This is a genomic window from Pseudonocardia sp. HH130630-07 (genome assembly GCF_001698125.1).
Classification (GTDB): domain Bacteria; phylum Actinomycetota; class Actinomycetes; order Mycobacteriales; family Pseudonocardiaceae; genus Pseudonocardia.
Map to the genome: position 1 here is coordinate 1,153,384 of NZ_CP013854.1, position 14,159 is coordinate 1,167,542.

Here is a 14,159-nt window from a genome sequence, read left to right on the forward strand (position 1 = left end):
AGCGATGCCAGAGGTACGGAAGCGCTACGACCGGGAGTTCCGTGACGGAGCGGTCCGGGTCGTGGAGGAGACGGGCAAGCCGATCGCCCAGGTCGCCCGTGACCTGGGGGTCAACGAGGGCACGCTGGGCAACTGGGTGGCCCGTGCACGAGAGGCCCGCGAGGACACCGAGGGCCTGTCTCGCGGCGGCGTCGAGGAGCTCAAGCGGCTGCGCGCGGAGAACGCCGAGCTGCGGATGGAGCGTGATGTCCTCAAGCGATCCGTGGTCCTGTGGGTCAAGGAGGCGACGAAGTGAGCGTGGCCCGTTTCATCGCCGACCAGAGGACCTTCCACCGGGTGCCGCACACGCTGGCCTGCGCCCTGTTGGGGGTGTCGATCTCCTGGTTGTACAAGTGGCTCGACCGCGCCGCGCGTTCCGACGGTGGTGCCACCGCGACCGAGAAGCGCCGCTGCGCGTTGGACGCCGCCGTGGCCGTGGCGTTCGACGACGCCCAGCGGCTACACGGCTCACCCCGTCTGCACGCCGACCTGTGTGAGGCCGGATGGCGGGTGTCGGAGAAGACCGTGGCGGACTCGATGCGCCGCCAGGGCCTGGTCGCCCGCCGGATCAAGCGGCACAACGGGCTGACCCGCCAGGACCGCACGGCGCCGAAGTTCCCGGACCTGCTTCGTCGGGGTTTCACTGCGGCCGAGCCGAACCGCAGATGGGTCGGGGACATGACCGAGATCCCCACCGCGGCCGGGAAGTTGTATCTGGCCACGGTGATCGACCTGTACTCGCGGCGGCTGCTCGGCGCGGCCACGGGGCTGCACCCGAACGCCGAGCTGGCGTGTGCGGCGATCCGGATGGCGGTGGCGGCCCGCGGCGGGGCGGACCGAATCGCCGGGGTGATCTTCCACACCGACCGCGGGTCGACCTACACCGCGGGCGCGTTCACCGCTCTGTGTCGGCGGCTCGACATCCGTCAGTCGATGGGCCGGGTCGGGTCGTGTTTCGACAATGCCGCGGCGGAGGCGTTCTTCTCCAGCCTGGAGTGGGAAGTGCTGTCCCGCAACGACTTCGACACCATCAGTAGGGCGCGGGCGGCGGTCATCGACTGGTGTTACGGCTTCTACAACCACCGGCGGCGACACAGTGCCGCCGCCGGGCTCTCACCGATCAACTACGAGAACGCCGCCCTCACCCGAGACGCGGCATAAGAACCCTCCACGATCTCGGGGGAACCGCAATCCGCTCGCCCCAGACCCGTCCCGGGCCCCACGGCCCAGATCCCGGGCCCGGTCGGCCCACTCGGCCCGGTCCGCCTCGACGCGCCCGACCAGATCGGCCCGATCGCCCCGCTCGACACCGGCCCGCTCGACACCGGCCCGCTCGACACCGCCCCGCTCGGCCAGATCCGCCCACTCGGCCCCGTGGAGACCCGTCCGATCGACCGGATCCAGCCGACCGCCACGGTCGGCGCGGTCGGCGCCGGCCAGATCCGCACCCGTGCGCTCGGCCACCCGGCGCCACGACTCCCGACCCTGCAGAACCTGCCCGGCCGCACCACCCGCGACAGCCCGCTCGACCAGACGCTGCAGCGACTCCCGACCGTCACCGGCCCGCTCCCAGCGGTCCGCGTCCAGCCCGGCCCGGCGCAGAACGTCCAGGACCCGCGTTCCGGCCGTCCCCGCCTGCTCCCCCACCGTCCGGCGTGCCTGCGCCACCGCCGCCCGGATCCCCTCCGGCCCGGCCCCACGCCCGACGCTGCGGCCACGGTCGAGGACCGCGCGCTCGACCACACCCGCCAACCCCGTCGCCAGACCGGTCACCGGCTCGACCCCGGCCCGCCGGGAACCGGCCACGACCCGCTCGACCGAGCCGTCCCGCTGCCGATCAGAGACCTGCTCCCCGACCGCGGTGAACGCCTCATCGGTCACACCACGCACACCCGCCAGCGCCCGCCGCAACTCCGACCGCACCCCGGAGCCCGACACCACCCGCTCCGCCACCGCGCCGCCACTCCCGAGCACCTGCCCGGTGACCTGCCGCGCCCGCTCCAGCACCTGCGTCGACCCGACCGTGTCCCCGGCGCCGCGCCGCAGCTGCGCGACGAGCGCACGCTCGAGCTCCGCGACCGACCGTCCGGACACGTCCCCGCCCCGCTGCGACACCGCGCCATCCACGGCGGTGCCCTCCGCGGTCGCTGCACCCGCCGCATCGACCGCCCGCTCCACATCGCGTCCCGGCACACGCTCCCGGACGTCCACAACGGTCGACCGGGTCCGCTCCACCGCGTGGCCGGCGATCTCGCGCCCCATCGCCGGTGCGCTTCCGCCGGTGACGTGGGCCCGGTCGAGGATCTGTCGCACCATGGCGCGCACCTGGTCCGCGGGGACCTCACCCGGCCGCTGCGCGGAGCCGCCCACCCGATGCGCCGCCAGTACGTGCTCCACGCGGTCCCGGGTCTGCGCGCCCGCCTCACCGGCGATCCGGTCGACACGGTCCATGGCCCGCTCCGCGGACCGCAGCGCCGCCCCCGACCGCTGTGGGTCGGAGTCGTGCACCCCGTGCCGCTCCGCCGCGGCACGGACCGGCGCCACGTCCCGTCCTACCCGCTCCACGACCCGCCGGGCATCGGCCCCGCCGGCCTCGGTGGACAACCCGGCCGCCCGCCGGGTCGCCCGCTCGGTGATCGCGCCGGCCGTCTCGTGCGCGACGGCGGTCCTCGCCCGGGCGATCTCCCCGGCCGATTCTGCTGCCGCGGCGGCCTCGTCGGCGACCTTCCGTGCGGCCGCCGTCTTCTCGACAGCGGTCTTCTCCACGGTCTTCCGGGCGGCGTGCTCGTGCACGGCGGAGATCTGCTCGGGCACGGCCTTCCCAGCGGCGTCAGCACCAGCCGTCGTGGCCGCGATCGTGGCCGCGGCAATCCTCTCGGCAGCCTTCCCGGCCTTCCGCGCGACCTTCTCCTGCGCGGCGGCGACCTTCTTCTCCACAGCCCGCTCAGCGGCGGCGACCTTCTTCTCCGCGGACTTCCGCGCAGCGGCCGCCTCCTTCTCCGCCTTCTCCGCGACCCGATCCGAGGACCCCGCACGACCGGAGGAACGCTCACCGGAACGCGACGACGCGGAACGCTTCGGCTGCGCCCCGGAACCGGACCGCTCGGCCCGCTCACCCTTGCCCCGCTTCGAACCACCCTCGGACGTCCGGACGCGATCGGACTTCTCCCCGCCCGACTTCCCACCACCGTCGGATTTCCGGGAACCGCCCGACGACGCCGAGTCACGATCGGACTTCCGCTCACCGCGGTCGGACGCCGTGTCACCGCCCGACTTCTTCGCACCGCTGCCGGAGCTCTTGGCGCCGCCGGACCTCCCACCACCACGATCGGACTTCTCGCCACCGGACTTCTCACCGCCGCGGGACTTCCCATCGCCGCGGTCGGCCTTCTCACCGCCGTCGGACTTCTCACCGCCACGGTCGGACTTCTCACCGTCGTCCGAGTTCTTCTCATCGCCGCCGGACTTCTTACCGCCGCCGGACTTCTCATCCCCGCCGCCGGACTTCTTACCGCCGTCCGACTTCCCGTCCCCGCCACCGGAATCCCCGCCACCGGAATCCTCACCGGAGGAATCGCCACCGGAATCCCCGTCGGACGAATCAGCCGACGACGCCACCAGCTCGACACCCACCACCCGAGACGATGCCCCGGACGACAGGAACCAGGCGGTCGCGACCCCACCCAGAACCACACAGGCGACCAGCGCCGCACGCAACACGACCGACAGGACGACGCCGCAACGGCGCTCCCTGCCCATCGTGAACGTGCGCACCATCGGAAGACTCCAACCGGAAGAAGAGGAACCAGCGAACGGGCCGCGCGTGCAGGCCCATCGGAGAAGACACCGGCCGAACGACCAGGACTTCGGGCGGTACCGGGGAAGGTGACCCCTGGGAAACTGTCGCCTACACGGCGCCGGCACCGGCCACGGTCACATCACGCAGAGGCACCCGGCCCCACGACACAGGGAGCCGCACACCACAGACGAAGCGGGCGGGCCACGAGCACCACCGGCCTCGGCTGCGAACCGTACGGGCGACGCGAGTACCCAGCGCTGCACGTCCGATCGACGAGGACTGTAGTTCGGCGAACCCGCCGTGTCACGCTTCCTTCGACGATCTCCTGAACGATCGCCCCCCACCGCAGGCCACGACCCGTGCGATCGGGGAGCCGGACATGGCCCGGGACGGTCCTCTCACGAGCCCGCCCGGGCAGCGGTCAGCGACCGGAATCTGCGCCGCGGCGGCCCGACAGGTGCCACACCACAGAACCGGTCCCCTGCGGGATCGGTGGATTCCGGACGTTCACTCACCGGGCCCGTATCCGGCGGCGGGACACCAGGAACACCCGAAGACGGGGCCCGCGCGAATGCCGGGCCTCTGCCGCTCGGTCGAACAGGACGGCGCACGACCGGAAGAACGGTTCGTGGATCCGGATCGGCCGCCACGGATGTCGTGCGAGCCCTGCTGTCGACGAGTTCGCGAGAACGGGCGCGGCCGGGGAACAGGTTCGCCGGCGGCGCCGAATGCCGGGGATCGGCCACACCCGGCTCTTCCGTATCCGGTGGACGGGGCCGATCCGGCGTCGAAGCGTCCGCGGTTCCGTTCGATCGGATCGGGCGAGCGGCCGCCGATTCCTCCCTGTCCGCAACGGCGTCACCGGGCGGATCGTGACCGGACGCGGGCCGATTCGCCGCACGATCGCCCGATCCGATCGCCCGCGCACCGGATACGCGCGGAACCCTGTTCGCGCCCGATCCGGGACCGGCGTCACCCTGCAGCGAGGTCCAGCCATTCACCGACGGCCAGTACGCGTGCCCGCGGTCCGGCGTGGGCACGGAACTGCACCGCCGGATCAGCGGCCTCGACGTAACCGGGGATCTTGTCCGGCTGCCTGGTCTCGTAATGCATCGGAATCGCGTGCCGGGCGTCGAGGATCTCCGCGGCCGCGGCGGCCTGGCGCGGGTCCATCGCGGCGGGGAACGGGCTCGGCGGCTGCAGGTGCGGCGCATCGACCACGGCGCCGTTGGCGGGAAGGACCACCGCGTCGAACGGCGCGAACCGGCGCGCGACGAGCCACCAGTAGCCGTGGAACATCGTGTCGCCACCGTGCAGGACCCGCTGCCCGTCGGCCCGCACCACCCAGTTCAGCTGCGGATCACCCAGCCCGTCGACGGCCGGGACCGCGGTCACGCGGAACGGCCCGAGGTCGCGGACGGACCAGGCGTCGACGACCTCGGTCGCCAGCCGGTGCCGGACCAGCTCGGCCTCCGCGGGCAGCGTCGTCACGTTGTCCACGTCGTCGCCGTGACCGGGTGCCGGGCGCAGCACCGGCGCACCCTGTTCCAGGACGCCGGCGAGCGCGGCCGCGTCGGTGTGGTCCCGGTGCAGGTGGGTGAGCAGCGCGGCGGCGACCGGCCCGGCCGGCACCGACAGGTCCTCGCCGGGCCGCCACCCGGTGAACAGCGGCGAGAGGTCCCGCACGTAGTCGATCACCAGCCGCGCACCGCCCGCCTCGAGTTCCAGCCCGGCCCAGCCCAGTCGTCGCACCCGCATCTCGCACTCCTTCGTCCCGGTGGTCGTCCGGGGGAAATTAGCGTACGGGCGTTCGCTTAATCAATAGCGAACGGACGTACGCTAACCTCGTCACATGTCACCTCGACGCTCAGTGGCCGACACGCAGGCCACCCGGGGCCGGATCCTCGGCCGGGCCGCCGAGATCGCCTCCGAGGAGGGCCTCGACGGCATCACCATCGGCCGGCTCGCCGAGGAGCTGGCGATGAGCAAGTCCGGGGTGCACAAGCACTTCGGCACCAAGGAGACGTTGCAGATCTCCACGCTGGACACGGCGTTCGCGGCGTTCTGGGACCGGGTCGTCGAACCGGCGGCCGCGCTGCCGCCGGGCCTGCGCCGGCTGCGCGCGGTCTGCGCGAACTCCGTGGACTACCTGGCCGAGCCGCTGCTCCCCGGCGGCTGCATGATGACCGCGGCGCTGACCGAGTACGACGGCCGCCCCGGGCGGGTCCGGGACGCCGTCGCCGAGGCCTGGGCACGCTGGCGGGACCGGCTGCGGACCGACCTCGTCGCCGCGGTGCGGAACGACGAGCTGCCGGCCGGGTTCGACGTCGAGCAGGCGCTGTTCGAGATCCTCGCCGCCGGGCTGGCGCTCAACGCCGCCGTACAGCTGCAGCACGACCCGGCCGCCGCGGGCCGGGCCCGCCGTGCGATCGACCGGACGCTGACCCGGACCTGACCGGCGGCGCGGGCGGCGGGCGACGTGCCCCTCCGGACGGATCGGGTCAGCGACGCAGCAGGTCGTCGATCACCCGGGCCACCTCGGCCGAGCGCATGAGGTCCTCGTAGGGCGTCTCGCACTGGATGACCTCGGCCACCAGGCCGGCGCGGTCCGCCTCGTCGAAGGCGTCGAGGCCGTATCCCTCGGAACCGGAGTTCAGCGCGATCGCCGAGGACCACAGCGGCCGTACGTCGAACTCCGTCGCGGCGGCGAGCCAGTGCAGGTAGCTGGCGAGGATCCGGGCCAGCTCGGTGCTGCGCTCCCCGACCATCCCGGCCCGCTGGCAGGCCGGCGGCAGGATCTGGCGGCAGAGCGCGCCGAGGCCGTCGGCCAGCTCCAGGGGGTCCGCCGCCTTGCCGTCGACGTCGCGCCCGGCCTGGACCACCTCCTCGATCTCGGTGGTCGAGAGCATCGGTTCCAGCCGGGACACCAGCATCTCGCCGAAGTAGTCGACGATCATCCTGCGGTGTGGCCGGTCCGGGTCGAGGAGGATGAGCAGCGGCGGGTCCTGCCACCGCGAGATCTCCCGGTGCATCGCCCCGGCGTAGACGCTGCCGCGGCAGAACCCGAGCACCGCGCGCACCGCCCGGCCGCCGTCACGGACGTCGCGCACCCACCGGTCGACGTGCTGGCGCCCGCCCATCCCGGTCTCGTCGCCGTAGGGCGGGGGCAGGGTCTCCCAGACGGTGCACTCGGTCTTCAGCTCGGCGACGAGCTCGGTGACGGTGGCGGCCGGGCGCCCCGCGACACCGAAGTCGGCGGCGACGACGAGGTCGTCACCGTCGAAGCTGCGCAGGACGGCGTGGGCGGACGGGCTCATCTGCACACCGCCGACGCGGGCCGGGACGGGCCGTCGGTCCGCCGGACGGCCCCGCCACCAGCGTGGATCCGGCCGGTAAAGCCGCCGCGGAATCCGGAGGATTCCCGCCCCTGGCGCGCTCCCGAACTGTGGTGGACGGCGTCGGAGATTCCCGCCCACTGAGCCTTTCCCAGTAGTGGGGAGCGGCTGGCGGCGACACGCCGGGGGCGTGGAGGTGCTCAACGAGGGTGCGGGACCCCGGTAGAAGAGGTCGGTCCGCTCAAAGATCGACTCACCACCGAGGTCCCGCGTGCCCGATCCTGTCACCTACACCGCCGTGCTCCCGATCGGGGAGCCCACCGCGTCCATGTTGTCGCGACTGTTGGCCGAGGAACGCCTCCGGCGCGGGACCCGGCGCGGGCGCCGCGCGCTGGACTGTGACCGCCACGCGGTGCTGGTGCTGCGCTGGTTCCTCGACGCCACCCGGGTCGCCCAGCTCGCCGCCGACAACCAGCTGAGCCTGTCGAGTACCTACCGCTACCTGCACGAAGGCATCGACGTTCTGGCCGCCGCCGCGCCTGGACTGCCCGGCGCGCTGCTCGCGGCCCGCACCGCCGGGCACACCCACGTTCACCTCGACGGCACCGTGATCCACACTGACCGCTCCCGCACTCCCGGACCGACCCCGGGAGTGGATCTGTGGTGGTCGGGCAAGCACCACGTCCACGGCGGGAACGTTCAGGTCCTCACCGCGCCTGACGGGTGGCCGTTGTGGACATCCCCGGTGCGCCCGGGCCGCGAGCACGACACCACCTGCGCCCGCGGCCACCCCGGCCTGCTCGACGCGATCGAGGACTGGACCGACGACACCCACGTCGTGCTCGCCGACCTCGGCTACGACGGTGAGAACACCCGCCTGACCTGCCCGTTCAAGACCCCCACCGGCGGTGGGCTGTCGGTGGACAAGCGCACCGTCAACACGCTGCACTCCGCCGTCAGGGCTGTGGCCGAACGCGGGAACTCCCTGCTCAAGACCACCTTCAAGGCGCTGCGTCGGGTCAGCTTCTGCCCCTGGCGGATCGGCGCGATCACCGCCGCCGCGCTCGTTCTCCTCCACGTCGAGCACGACCGAACCACATGATCAACCAGCACCTACTGGGAAAGGCTCACTGAGGTGTTCTCAGTAGTGGTGGTCGTTCCGCTGCGACACGCCGAGGGAGTGGAGATGTCTAGGACATGGGGCAGGGCCCCGGTAGAGCAGTTGGTCGACCAAGATCAACGAACTCTCCGAGGCCCCGCATGTCCGATCCTGTCACCTACACCGCTGTCCTCCCGATCGGGGAGCACACCGTGGCCTACCTGGCTCGGCTTCTGGCCGCTCAACGCTGTCGCCGCGGTACCCGCCCCCGGCGGCGGGCGTTGACCCCGTTCGCCCAGGCAGTGCTGGTGATTCGCTGGTTCTGCGACGCCACCCGGGTCCGGCACCTGGCCCGCGACAACGCGATCAGTACCGCGACCACCTATCGCTACCTGCACGAAGGCATCGACGTCCTCGCCAGCGCCGCACCCGGGCTGCACGGTGCCCTGCTCGCCGCCCGCCTCGCCGGACACACCCACGTTCACCTGGACGGCACCCTGATCGCCACCGACCGCTGCCGCGCGCTCGGCCCCACCGCGGGGGTCGACCTGTGGTGGTCGGGTAAACACCACCGCCACGGCGGGAACGTCCAGGTCGTGTCCGCCCCGGATGGATGGCCGCTATGGACATCCCCGGGAAGACCCGGGCGCGAACACGACGTGACCTGTGCCCGAGCCCACCCCGGTCTGCTCGAAGACCTCGATCACTGGATCGATGATGACCACGCCGCGCTGGGCGATCTCGGCTACGAAGGTGAGGCCCACCGACTCACCGTGCCGATCAAACCCATCCCCGCCGGCGGCCGAACAGTCGATCAGCGCACCGTCAACAGCCTGCACTCAGCCACCCGAGCACTCGCCGAACGAGCAAACGCCCTGCTCAAGACCACCTTCGCAACGCTACAGCGAGTCACCCTCTGTCCCTGGCGCACCGGCGCGATCACCGCCGCCGCGCTCGTGTTACTCCACACCGAATACGACCGCACAACATGATCACCACGCTACTGAGAACACCTCACTGAGCCTTTGCCAACCTGGTGTTCGGGCTCGTCAGGGCGGCTACGGCGTGGCGTGCCCTCGGATGGGTGAAGCTCCTGGTAGACGGGCGATTGCTGAGATCGAAACCGTCCGACCAGGAGCTTCAAGGTGCTGTCCTACCCGTCCGGGATGACCGTGTCCAGCCGTGCCCTGCACGTACTCTCTGACGCGCTGCGCGCGCACCGCAACCAGCGGGCGACCCGGTGGCGGAAGCTGACGTGCGGCCGCCAGGCCCTGCTCGTGGTCGCCCACCTGCGCAAGGGCGAGACCTACACCGACCTCGCCTGCGGTTTCCGGGTCGGGACCTCGACGGTCTACCGCTACCTGCGCGAGGCGATCGAGCTGCTCGCGGCGATGGCCCCGACCCTGGAGCAGGCGATCGACGTCGCCATCGGGAAAGCGTTCGTCATCCTCGACGGCACCCTGCTGCGCATCGACCGCGTCGGGATGGCCTCGGGCTATGACCGCGGGTTCTACTCCGGCAAGCACAAGTGCCACGGACTCAACGTCCAGGTCATCGCCGACCCCGCCGGCCGGCTGGTGTGGATCTCCCCGCCGCTTCCCGGAGCCCGCCACGACATGGGCGCCGCCCGCGAGCACGGCATCATCGACGCCCTGACCGAACATGACATCCCCGCCGCGGCCGATACCGCCTACCAGGGCGCAGGCCCGACCGTGACGGTCCCCCAGAGGCGTCGGCGCCTTGATCCCGACACCGGCCACTACCGCCCCTTGTCCAGCAACCAGAAGGCGGTCAACGCCGCGCACGCCCGCCGCCGCGGACCCGGTGAGCGGGTCAACGCCGAGCTGAAGAACTGGAAGATCCTCCGCAAGATCCGCTCCAGCCCGAACCGGGCCGGACAGCTCATCGCCGCAGTTCAGACCCTCATGATCGTCAACACCTGACCAGGTTGGCAAAGGCTCAATCATTCGTCGTCCCGCAGGGTGGTGCCGTCGTCGAGGTGCGGGAACTCGTCGGTCGGGTCGAGGTAGACCCCGCCGGTGTAGGACGTTCCGGCGGCGACGGCGCGCCCGTTGCCGTCCCAGAGCATGACGACGTCGGCGTCGTGGTCGGGATCGGCTGTGGCGTCGTCGGGGTCGGTGAGCAGGGTCTTGATGTCGCGCACGCAGGTGTCGAGGAACGAGCTCCCCTTGAGGCGGTCGCGGACGGCGCGGCGGGTCTCACCGCCGATGTCGTCGACGTCGGCGGCTGCGATGTCGAAGGCGACCGGGACGGCGATCTCGGCCTTGTACAGGTCGGCGACGTCGAACACGAACGACAGCGAGTGCCCGGTGTGGACGAACCCCAGTCCGGGTGCACATCCGAGGGCGACGACGACCGCGTGCACGACGCCGTACAGGCTGGTGTTCGCGGCGGAGAGTGCCTGGTTGATGGCGCTCCCGGCCTCGAAGTCGGTGCTGTCGTAGTCGCGGCGGGTCCATTCGACGCCGGTGCGGTCAGCGTGCTCGCGGTAGATGCGCCGTACGCGCGCACCTTCGCGTCCGCGGAGCTGTTGCATGCTCTGGCCGGAGACGTCCTCGCCGGGAAAGCGCATCGCGTACATCTCGCGGGCGACGCGCAGGCGGGACCGTTGGTGGGACACGAGGGCGGCCTGGGTCTGGAGAAGGACGAGCGGGCGAGGGACCGCCCGTGTGCGTAGTAGCGGACTCCCTGCTCGCCGACCCAGAGCGCCGTCGAACCGCTCTCGGCGAGCAGCACCATCGCCTGCTGGCTGACCGTCGTCCCGGGCCCGAGCAACAGCGCTCCGAGCGCGGCGGCGGGGACGTGCACGGTGCCACGGGCGTCGCGGGCGGTGATGGCGTTCGCGTCGCGGTGCACGACGCAGTGAGCCTTTTTCAACCTGCCGTTCCGGCAGCTCAGGGGCCTGGTTGTGTGGGTGCAGACGCCGAGCTGGCGAGCCGGTGACCTGTGCAGCTGTGGTCAGAGCAGTTGCGCTGCAACCTTCGCGATCTCCTGACGCAGAAGCTCGCTGGTCAGGTTGAAAAAGGCTCAGTGTTCGAGATAGACGAAGGTCAGCCGGTCCTGGGCTCGGACCAGCTGACCCAGCGGGACCGGCTTGGCGCCGGGGATCTTCTTCATCACGGTGCGGCGAGGGTCAGCAGCCCGCAGCCGTACCCCTTGCCCGGGCCGATCCCGCCGGTCAACGCGGAGCGCAGCGCGTCGGCGTCGCGTACGACCAGGCTTCCCTCGAACACGGCGGTGCTGAGGGTGACCGTGCGTCCGCGCCGGTCGAAGCGCTGGACCCGCCGGTCGCGGACGACGACATCGTTGGACCCGATGTGGGTCTGCGGGATCTCGATGCCGTGGCGTTCGGCCTGGCAGGCGAACCAGTCGCCCTGCTGGGCCGCGGTGATGTGCCCGACACGCTTGCCGCGGCCCCCGCCCTCGGGCCGGGTGTTGCGGACGGGGTTGGCGAGCACCCGGAACGACCACCGGTCACCCGGAGCCAGTCGTTCGAGGAAGGGGCCGTAGTCGCGGGTCTGCCAGCCGTAGGTGGGGCGCCCGATCTGCTCGACGAGGTGGGTGAGGTCGGGCTTGGCGGTGCTGACGATGTAGAGCACGGCGTCGTGCGCGCCGGGATCGAGACGCCACAGCACCCGCCCCGGCCCGTCGGGCTCCAGCGAGTCGGGGAACCCGGCCAGGACGCCCGCGTGGATCCGATGGGGAGACGCCAGCATCCGGCGCGCGTCACGGCGGGCGGGGTTGATCTCGAATCGGGTCAGGTACACGCTCAGAGCACCCCCATCGGGTCGTGGGTTCGTTGGGTGACCAGCGGATTGGTGACCGTGACGGGGTCGTGGCGCTTGACCGGGCGCCACTCCCACTGGCGGTGCCGCGGGTCGAAGCCCTGTTCGACGGGTTCGTTGCGGACGAGTTCGGCGGCAGGGTCGGTCGGGTCGCAGTCGGCAACGAGGTCGAGCCGCACGCTCGGGTCCGGGTGGGCTTTCTGGAACCACGGCGCCGCACGCCAGGGTTCGGCCTGCAACGCGGTGACCGCGGTGCCGTCGCGCATGCCCTGGACGATCGGACCGGCCGGCGGGCAGGAACGACGGCCGAGGAACAGCGGGAAGTGTGGCCGGCGCAGCGCGTCGTGCAGCGCGTCGAGGAGGATGGGGTCGCCCTCGACGGCGGCGAGGAACACCGCGTCGGCCAGGTAGTGCCGCGTGCTCACCGACACCGGTGTGCGCTCACCGGGCCGGGCGGCGGTCTGGAAGTCACGTTCGACGCGCCCGGCCTGCTCGATACGCACGCCCATGCGCAGCGACAGCAGTTCCTCCAGGGGATCCGTGCGTCGGCGGCCCTGGGCCGCGGCGAGCAGACCGACGACGCCGCTCTTGGACGGGACCCGGTCGGTCGCGCGCCGGGTGAAGCGACTGCCGGTACCCCACGACTGCAGCGGCCCGGCCAGCCTCAGCAGCAGGACGGTCACGACAGCCGCGCCGACACGGTGTCACCGATCGCGGTCACGGTGCTGTCGAGGTCACTGCGATCCGCGATACGTCCGAGGGGAGCCAGGCGATCACCGGGACCGAACGTCCACGCCGCGAGCGGAGTCTCGCCGTAGGCGTCGTGCAGCTCGGTGGCGTGGGTGGCCAGGCGGTCCAGTGCGGCCGGGATCCGCCGCTCGTCGGTGATGGCCTCCTCGAACGCCCCGACGAGGTTGATCGGCTGGGTCTCGCGGGCGACGACGAGGACGGCGTCGGGCAGCGTCCGGTTGGCGAAGGTGTTCTGCTTGCCGGTCGGCATGCTGGTGACGAACGCACGGACGAACGCCTCCACCGCCCGTCGCGTCGCGGCCGGGTCACCGAGGGTGTCGTACAGCCGGTCGACGTCGACGGCGGCGTAGCGGTACAGCGTGGCGGAGTTGAACTCGACGGTGCCGATCATCCCCGCCCCGGCGTCCTCCTCGGCGTCGGCGTTCTTGTGGTCGTCGACGGCGGTGAAGTAGTCGTACTCGTTGGTTACGGCGTGCACCGAGATCGCGTGCGCGACCTGAGCTGCGGCATCGACGTTGAGGTCGGCGTCGTCGGCGATCATCCGTCCGAACAGGGCGACGTCGATCGAGCTGTCGGTCTTCGCCCGGCGCTTGGCCTCGTCCTTGCGCACCGGGTCACCTGTTCTGCCTGCTTCCACCGCGAGCTCCGCCAACCCGCGGATCTGGCCGGGACTCAGAGCGTGTTTGAGAAGATCGGGTTGTAGGCGTGAACCTGCGTCGTTGCTGCCGCGTGGCGGGTCCGCCGCGGGCGAGGCGGCGGGTCATGGTGTTGATCGCGGCCCAGCGGATCATGGCTTCGGAGGTGGCCGGGTGGCGTTCGTAGTCGCGGGCCAGCCGGCGGTGGGCGGTCAGCCACGCCAGGCTGCGTTCGACCGCCCACCGGCGCGGGATGACCACGAAACCTCGCTGGCCTGCGGGTTTACGCACGATCTCGATCGTTGTGCGCAGGAAGGTCTGTGCCCAGTCGACCAGGCGTCCGGCGAAGCCGGCGTCGGCGAAGATGAACCGCACCGCGGTGGCCAGGTAGGCGCCGAGCAGCGCGGTCTTCGCGCCGTCACGGTCCTGGCGCCCGGCCGAGCAGACCATCACCGTCAGCAGCAACCCGAGTGTGTCGGTGACGATGAACCGCTTCCGGCCGTTGACCTTCTTCCCGGCATCGTAGCCGCGCGACTGGGTGCCGACGGTGTCGGACCCTTTGACGCTCTGGGAGTCGATGATCCCCGCGCTCGGCTCGGGATCACGCCCTTCGGCCACCCGACCTGCCCGCGCACGATGGGCAGGATCTTCTCGGTGACCCGCTGCCGCTCCCACCGGTTGAAGTACCAGTACACC

14 protein-coding genes are annotated in these 14,159 nt (G+C 71.6%); 6 read left to right on the forward strand and 8 right to left on the reverse strand.

The annotated features are described in order from the left end of the window. The first annotated feature begins 4 nt into the window (after nt 1–4). Both AFB00_RS05455 and AFB00_RS05460 read left to right on the forward strand, forming a co-directional pair. Nucleotides 5–295, forward strand: coding sequence for a transposase (locus AFB00_RS05455; RefSeq protein WP_060710840.1), 291 nt, complete (start codon nt 5–7; stop codon nt 293–295). Next, complete coding sequence (locus tag AFB00_RS05460) at nt 292–1,200, forward strand: IS3 family transposase (RefSeq protein ID WP_060710839.1); 909 nt, start codon at nt 292–294, stop codon at nt 1,198–1,200. The genes AFB00_RS05455 and AFB00_RS05460 overlap by 4 nt, the downstream gene beginning before the upstream one ends. Here AFB00_RS05460 and AFB00_RS05465 read toward each other — a convergent pair. Both AFB00_RS05465 and AFB00_RS05470 read right to left on the reverse strand, forming a co-directional pair. After that, entirely contained in the window at nt 1,153–3,816 is a 2,664-nt protein-coding gene (locus AFB00_RS05465) for a hypothetical protein (protein WP_068796314.1), read from the reverse strand. The two genes, AFB00_RS05460 and AFB00_RS05465, sit on opposite strands and share 48 nt — an antisense overlap. A 994-nt stretch (nt 3,817–4,810) precedes the next feature. Then, nucleotides 4,811–5,596, reverse strand: a complete 786-nt coding sequence (locus AFB00_RS05470; RefSeq protein WP_068796315.1) for an MBL fold metallo-hydrolase — start codon at nt 5,594–5,596, stop codon at nt 4,811–4,813. Nucleotides 5,597–5,708: 112 nt separating this feature from the next. Between AFB00_RS05470 and AFB00_RS05475 the strand changes: the two genes are divergently transcribed. Next, nucleotides 5,709–6,293, forward strand: a complete 585-nt coding sequence (locus AFB00_RS05475; protein ID WP_231974231.1) for a TetR/AcrR family transcriptional regulator — start codon at nt 5,709–5,711, stop codon at nt 6,291–6,293. Between the two features lie 46 nt (nt 6,294–6,339). On the opposite strand, the gene AFB00_RS05480 is transcribed toward AFB00_RS05475, so the two are convergent. Then, nucleotides 6,340–7,155, reverse strand: a complete 816-nt coding sequence (locus AFB00_RS05480; protein ID WP_156819395.1) for a hypothetical protein — start codon at nt 7,153–7,155, stop codon at nt 6,340–6,342. 346 nt (nt 7,156–7,501) lie between these two features. Between AFB00_RS05480 and AFB00_RS05485 the strand changes: the two genes are divergently transcribed. The 3 genes from AFB00_RS05485 to AFB00_RS05495 all read left to right on the forward strand — a co-directional run bounded on the left by AFB00_RS05485 (nt 7,502) and on the right by AFB00_RS05495 (nt 10,215). Then, the gene (locus AFB00_RS05485) at nt 7,502–8,275 is read left to right on the forward strand and encodes an HARBI1 family protein (protein ID WP_060714430.1); all 774 of its coding nucleotides are present in this window, start codon (nt 7,502–7,504) and stop codon (nt 8,273–8,275) included. 158 nt (nt 8,276–8,433) lie between these two features. After that, complete coding sequence (locus AFB00_RS05490) at nt 8,434–9,264, forward strand: HARBI1 family protein (protein WP_068796054.1); 831 nt, start codon at nt 8,434–8,436, stop codon at nt 9,262–9,264. A gap of 153 nt (nt 9,265–9,417) precedes the next feature. Beyond that, nucleotides 9,418–10,215 (forward strand): transposase family protein, encoded by a 798-nt coding sequence (locus tag AFB00_RS05495; RefSeq protein WP_068796318.1) that lies wholly within the window; start codon nt 9,418–9,420, stop codon nt 10,213–10,215. 20 nt (nt 10,216–10,235) lie between these two features. Here AFB00_RS05495 and cas1e read toward each other — a convergent pair whose 3' ends face one another. From cas1e to AFB00_RS36050, 5 genes are all read right to left on the reverse strand, one after another. After that, nucleotides 10,236–10,913 carry a type I-E CRISPR-associated endonuclease Cas1e gene (gene cas1e / locus AFB00_RS05500; RefSeq protein ID WP_231974232.1) on the reverse strand — a complete coding sequence of 226 codons (678 nt, stop codon included), beginning with the start codon at nt 10,911–10,913 and terminating at the stop codon, nt 10,236–10,238. 496 nt (nt 10,914–11,409) lie between these two features. Further along, nucleotides 11,410–12,060 (reverse strand): type I-E CRISPR-associated protein Cas6/Cse3/CasE, encoded by a 651-nt coding sequence (cas6e, locus tag AFB00_RS05505; protein WP_068796319.1) that lies wholly within the window; start codon nt 12,058–12,060, stop codon nt 11,410–11,412. Between the two features lie 2 nt (nt 12,061–12,062). Further along, nucleotides 12,063–12,761 (reverse strand): type I-E CRISPR-associated protein Cas5/CasD, encoded by a 699-nt coding sequence (cas5e, locus tag AFB00_RS05510; protein WP_068796320.1) that lies wholly within the window; start codon nt 12,759–12,761, stop codon nt 12,063–12,065. Further along, a complete protein-coding gene (gene cas7e, locus AFB00_RS05515) occupies nt 12,758–13,465 on the reverse strand; it encodes a type I-E CRISPR-associated protein Cas7/Cse4/CasC (RefSeq protein ID WP_231974233.1) in 708 nt (235 codons plus the stop codon). The genes cas5e and cas7e overlap by 4 nt, the downstream gene beginning before the upstream one ends. Then, complete coding sequence (locus AFB00_RS36050) at nt 13,443–14,081, reverse strand: transposase (RefSeq protein ID WP_442965846.1); 639 nt, start codon at nt 14,079–14,081, stop codon at nt 13,443–13,445. The genes cas7e and AFB00_RS36050 overlap by 23 nt, the downstream gene beginning before the upstream one ends. Between the last annotated feature and the right edge of the window lie 78 nt (nt 14,082–14,159).

Bases quoted from the DNA above. Each gene is read 5' to 3' on its own strand.
- AFB00_RS05455 (WP_060710840.1), top strand. From the start codon at position 5: ATGCCAGAGGTACGGAAGCGCTACGACCGGGAGTTCCGTGACGGAGCG.
- AFB00_RS05465 (WP_068796314.1), bottom strand. From the start codon at position 3,816: ATGGTGCGCACGTTCACGATGGGCAGGGAGCGCCGTTGCGGCGTCGTC.
- AFB00_RS05470 (WP_068796315.1), bottom strand. From the start codon at position 5,596: ATGCGGGTGCGACGACTGGGCTGGGCCGGGCTGGAACTCGAGGCGGGC.
- AFB00_RS05480 (WP_156819395.1), bottom strand. From the start codon at position 7,155: ATGAGCCCGTCCGCCCACGCCGTCCTGCGCAGCTTCGACGGTGACGAC.
- AFB00_RS05485 (WP_060714430.1), top strand. From the start codon at position 7,502: ATGTTGTCGCGACTGTTGGCCGAGGAACGCCTCCGGCGCGGGACCCGG.
- AFB00_RS05490 (WP_068796054.1), top strand. From the start codon at position 8,434: ATGTCCGATCCTGTCACCTACACCGCTGTCCTCCCGATCGGGGAGCAC.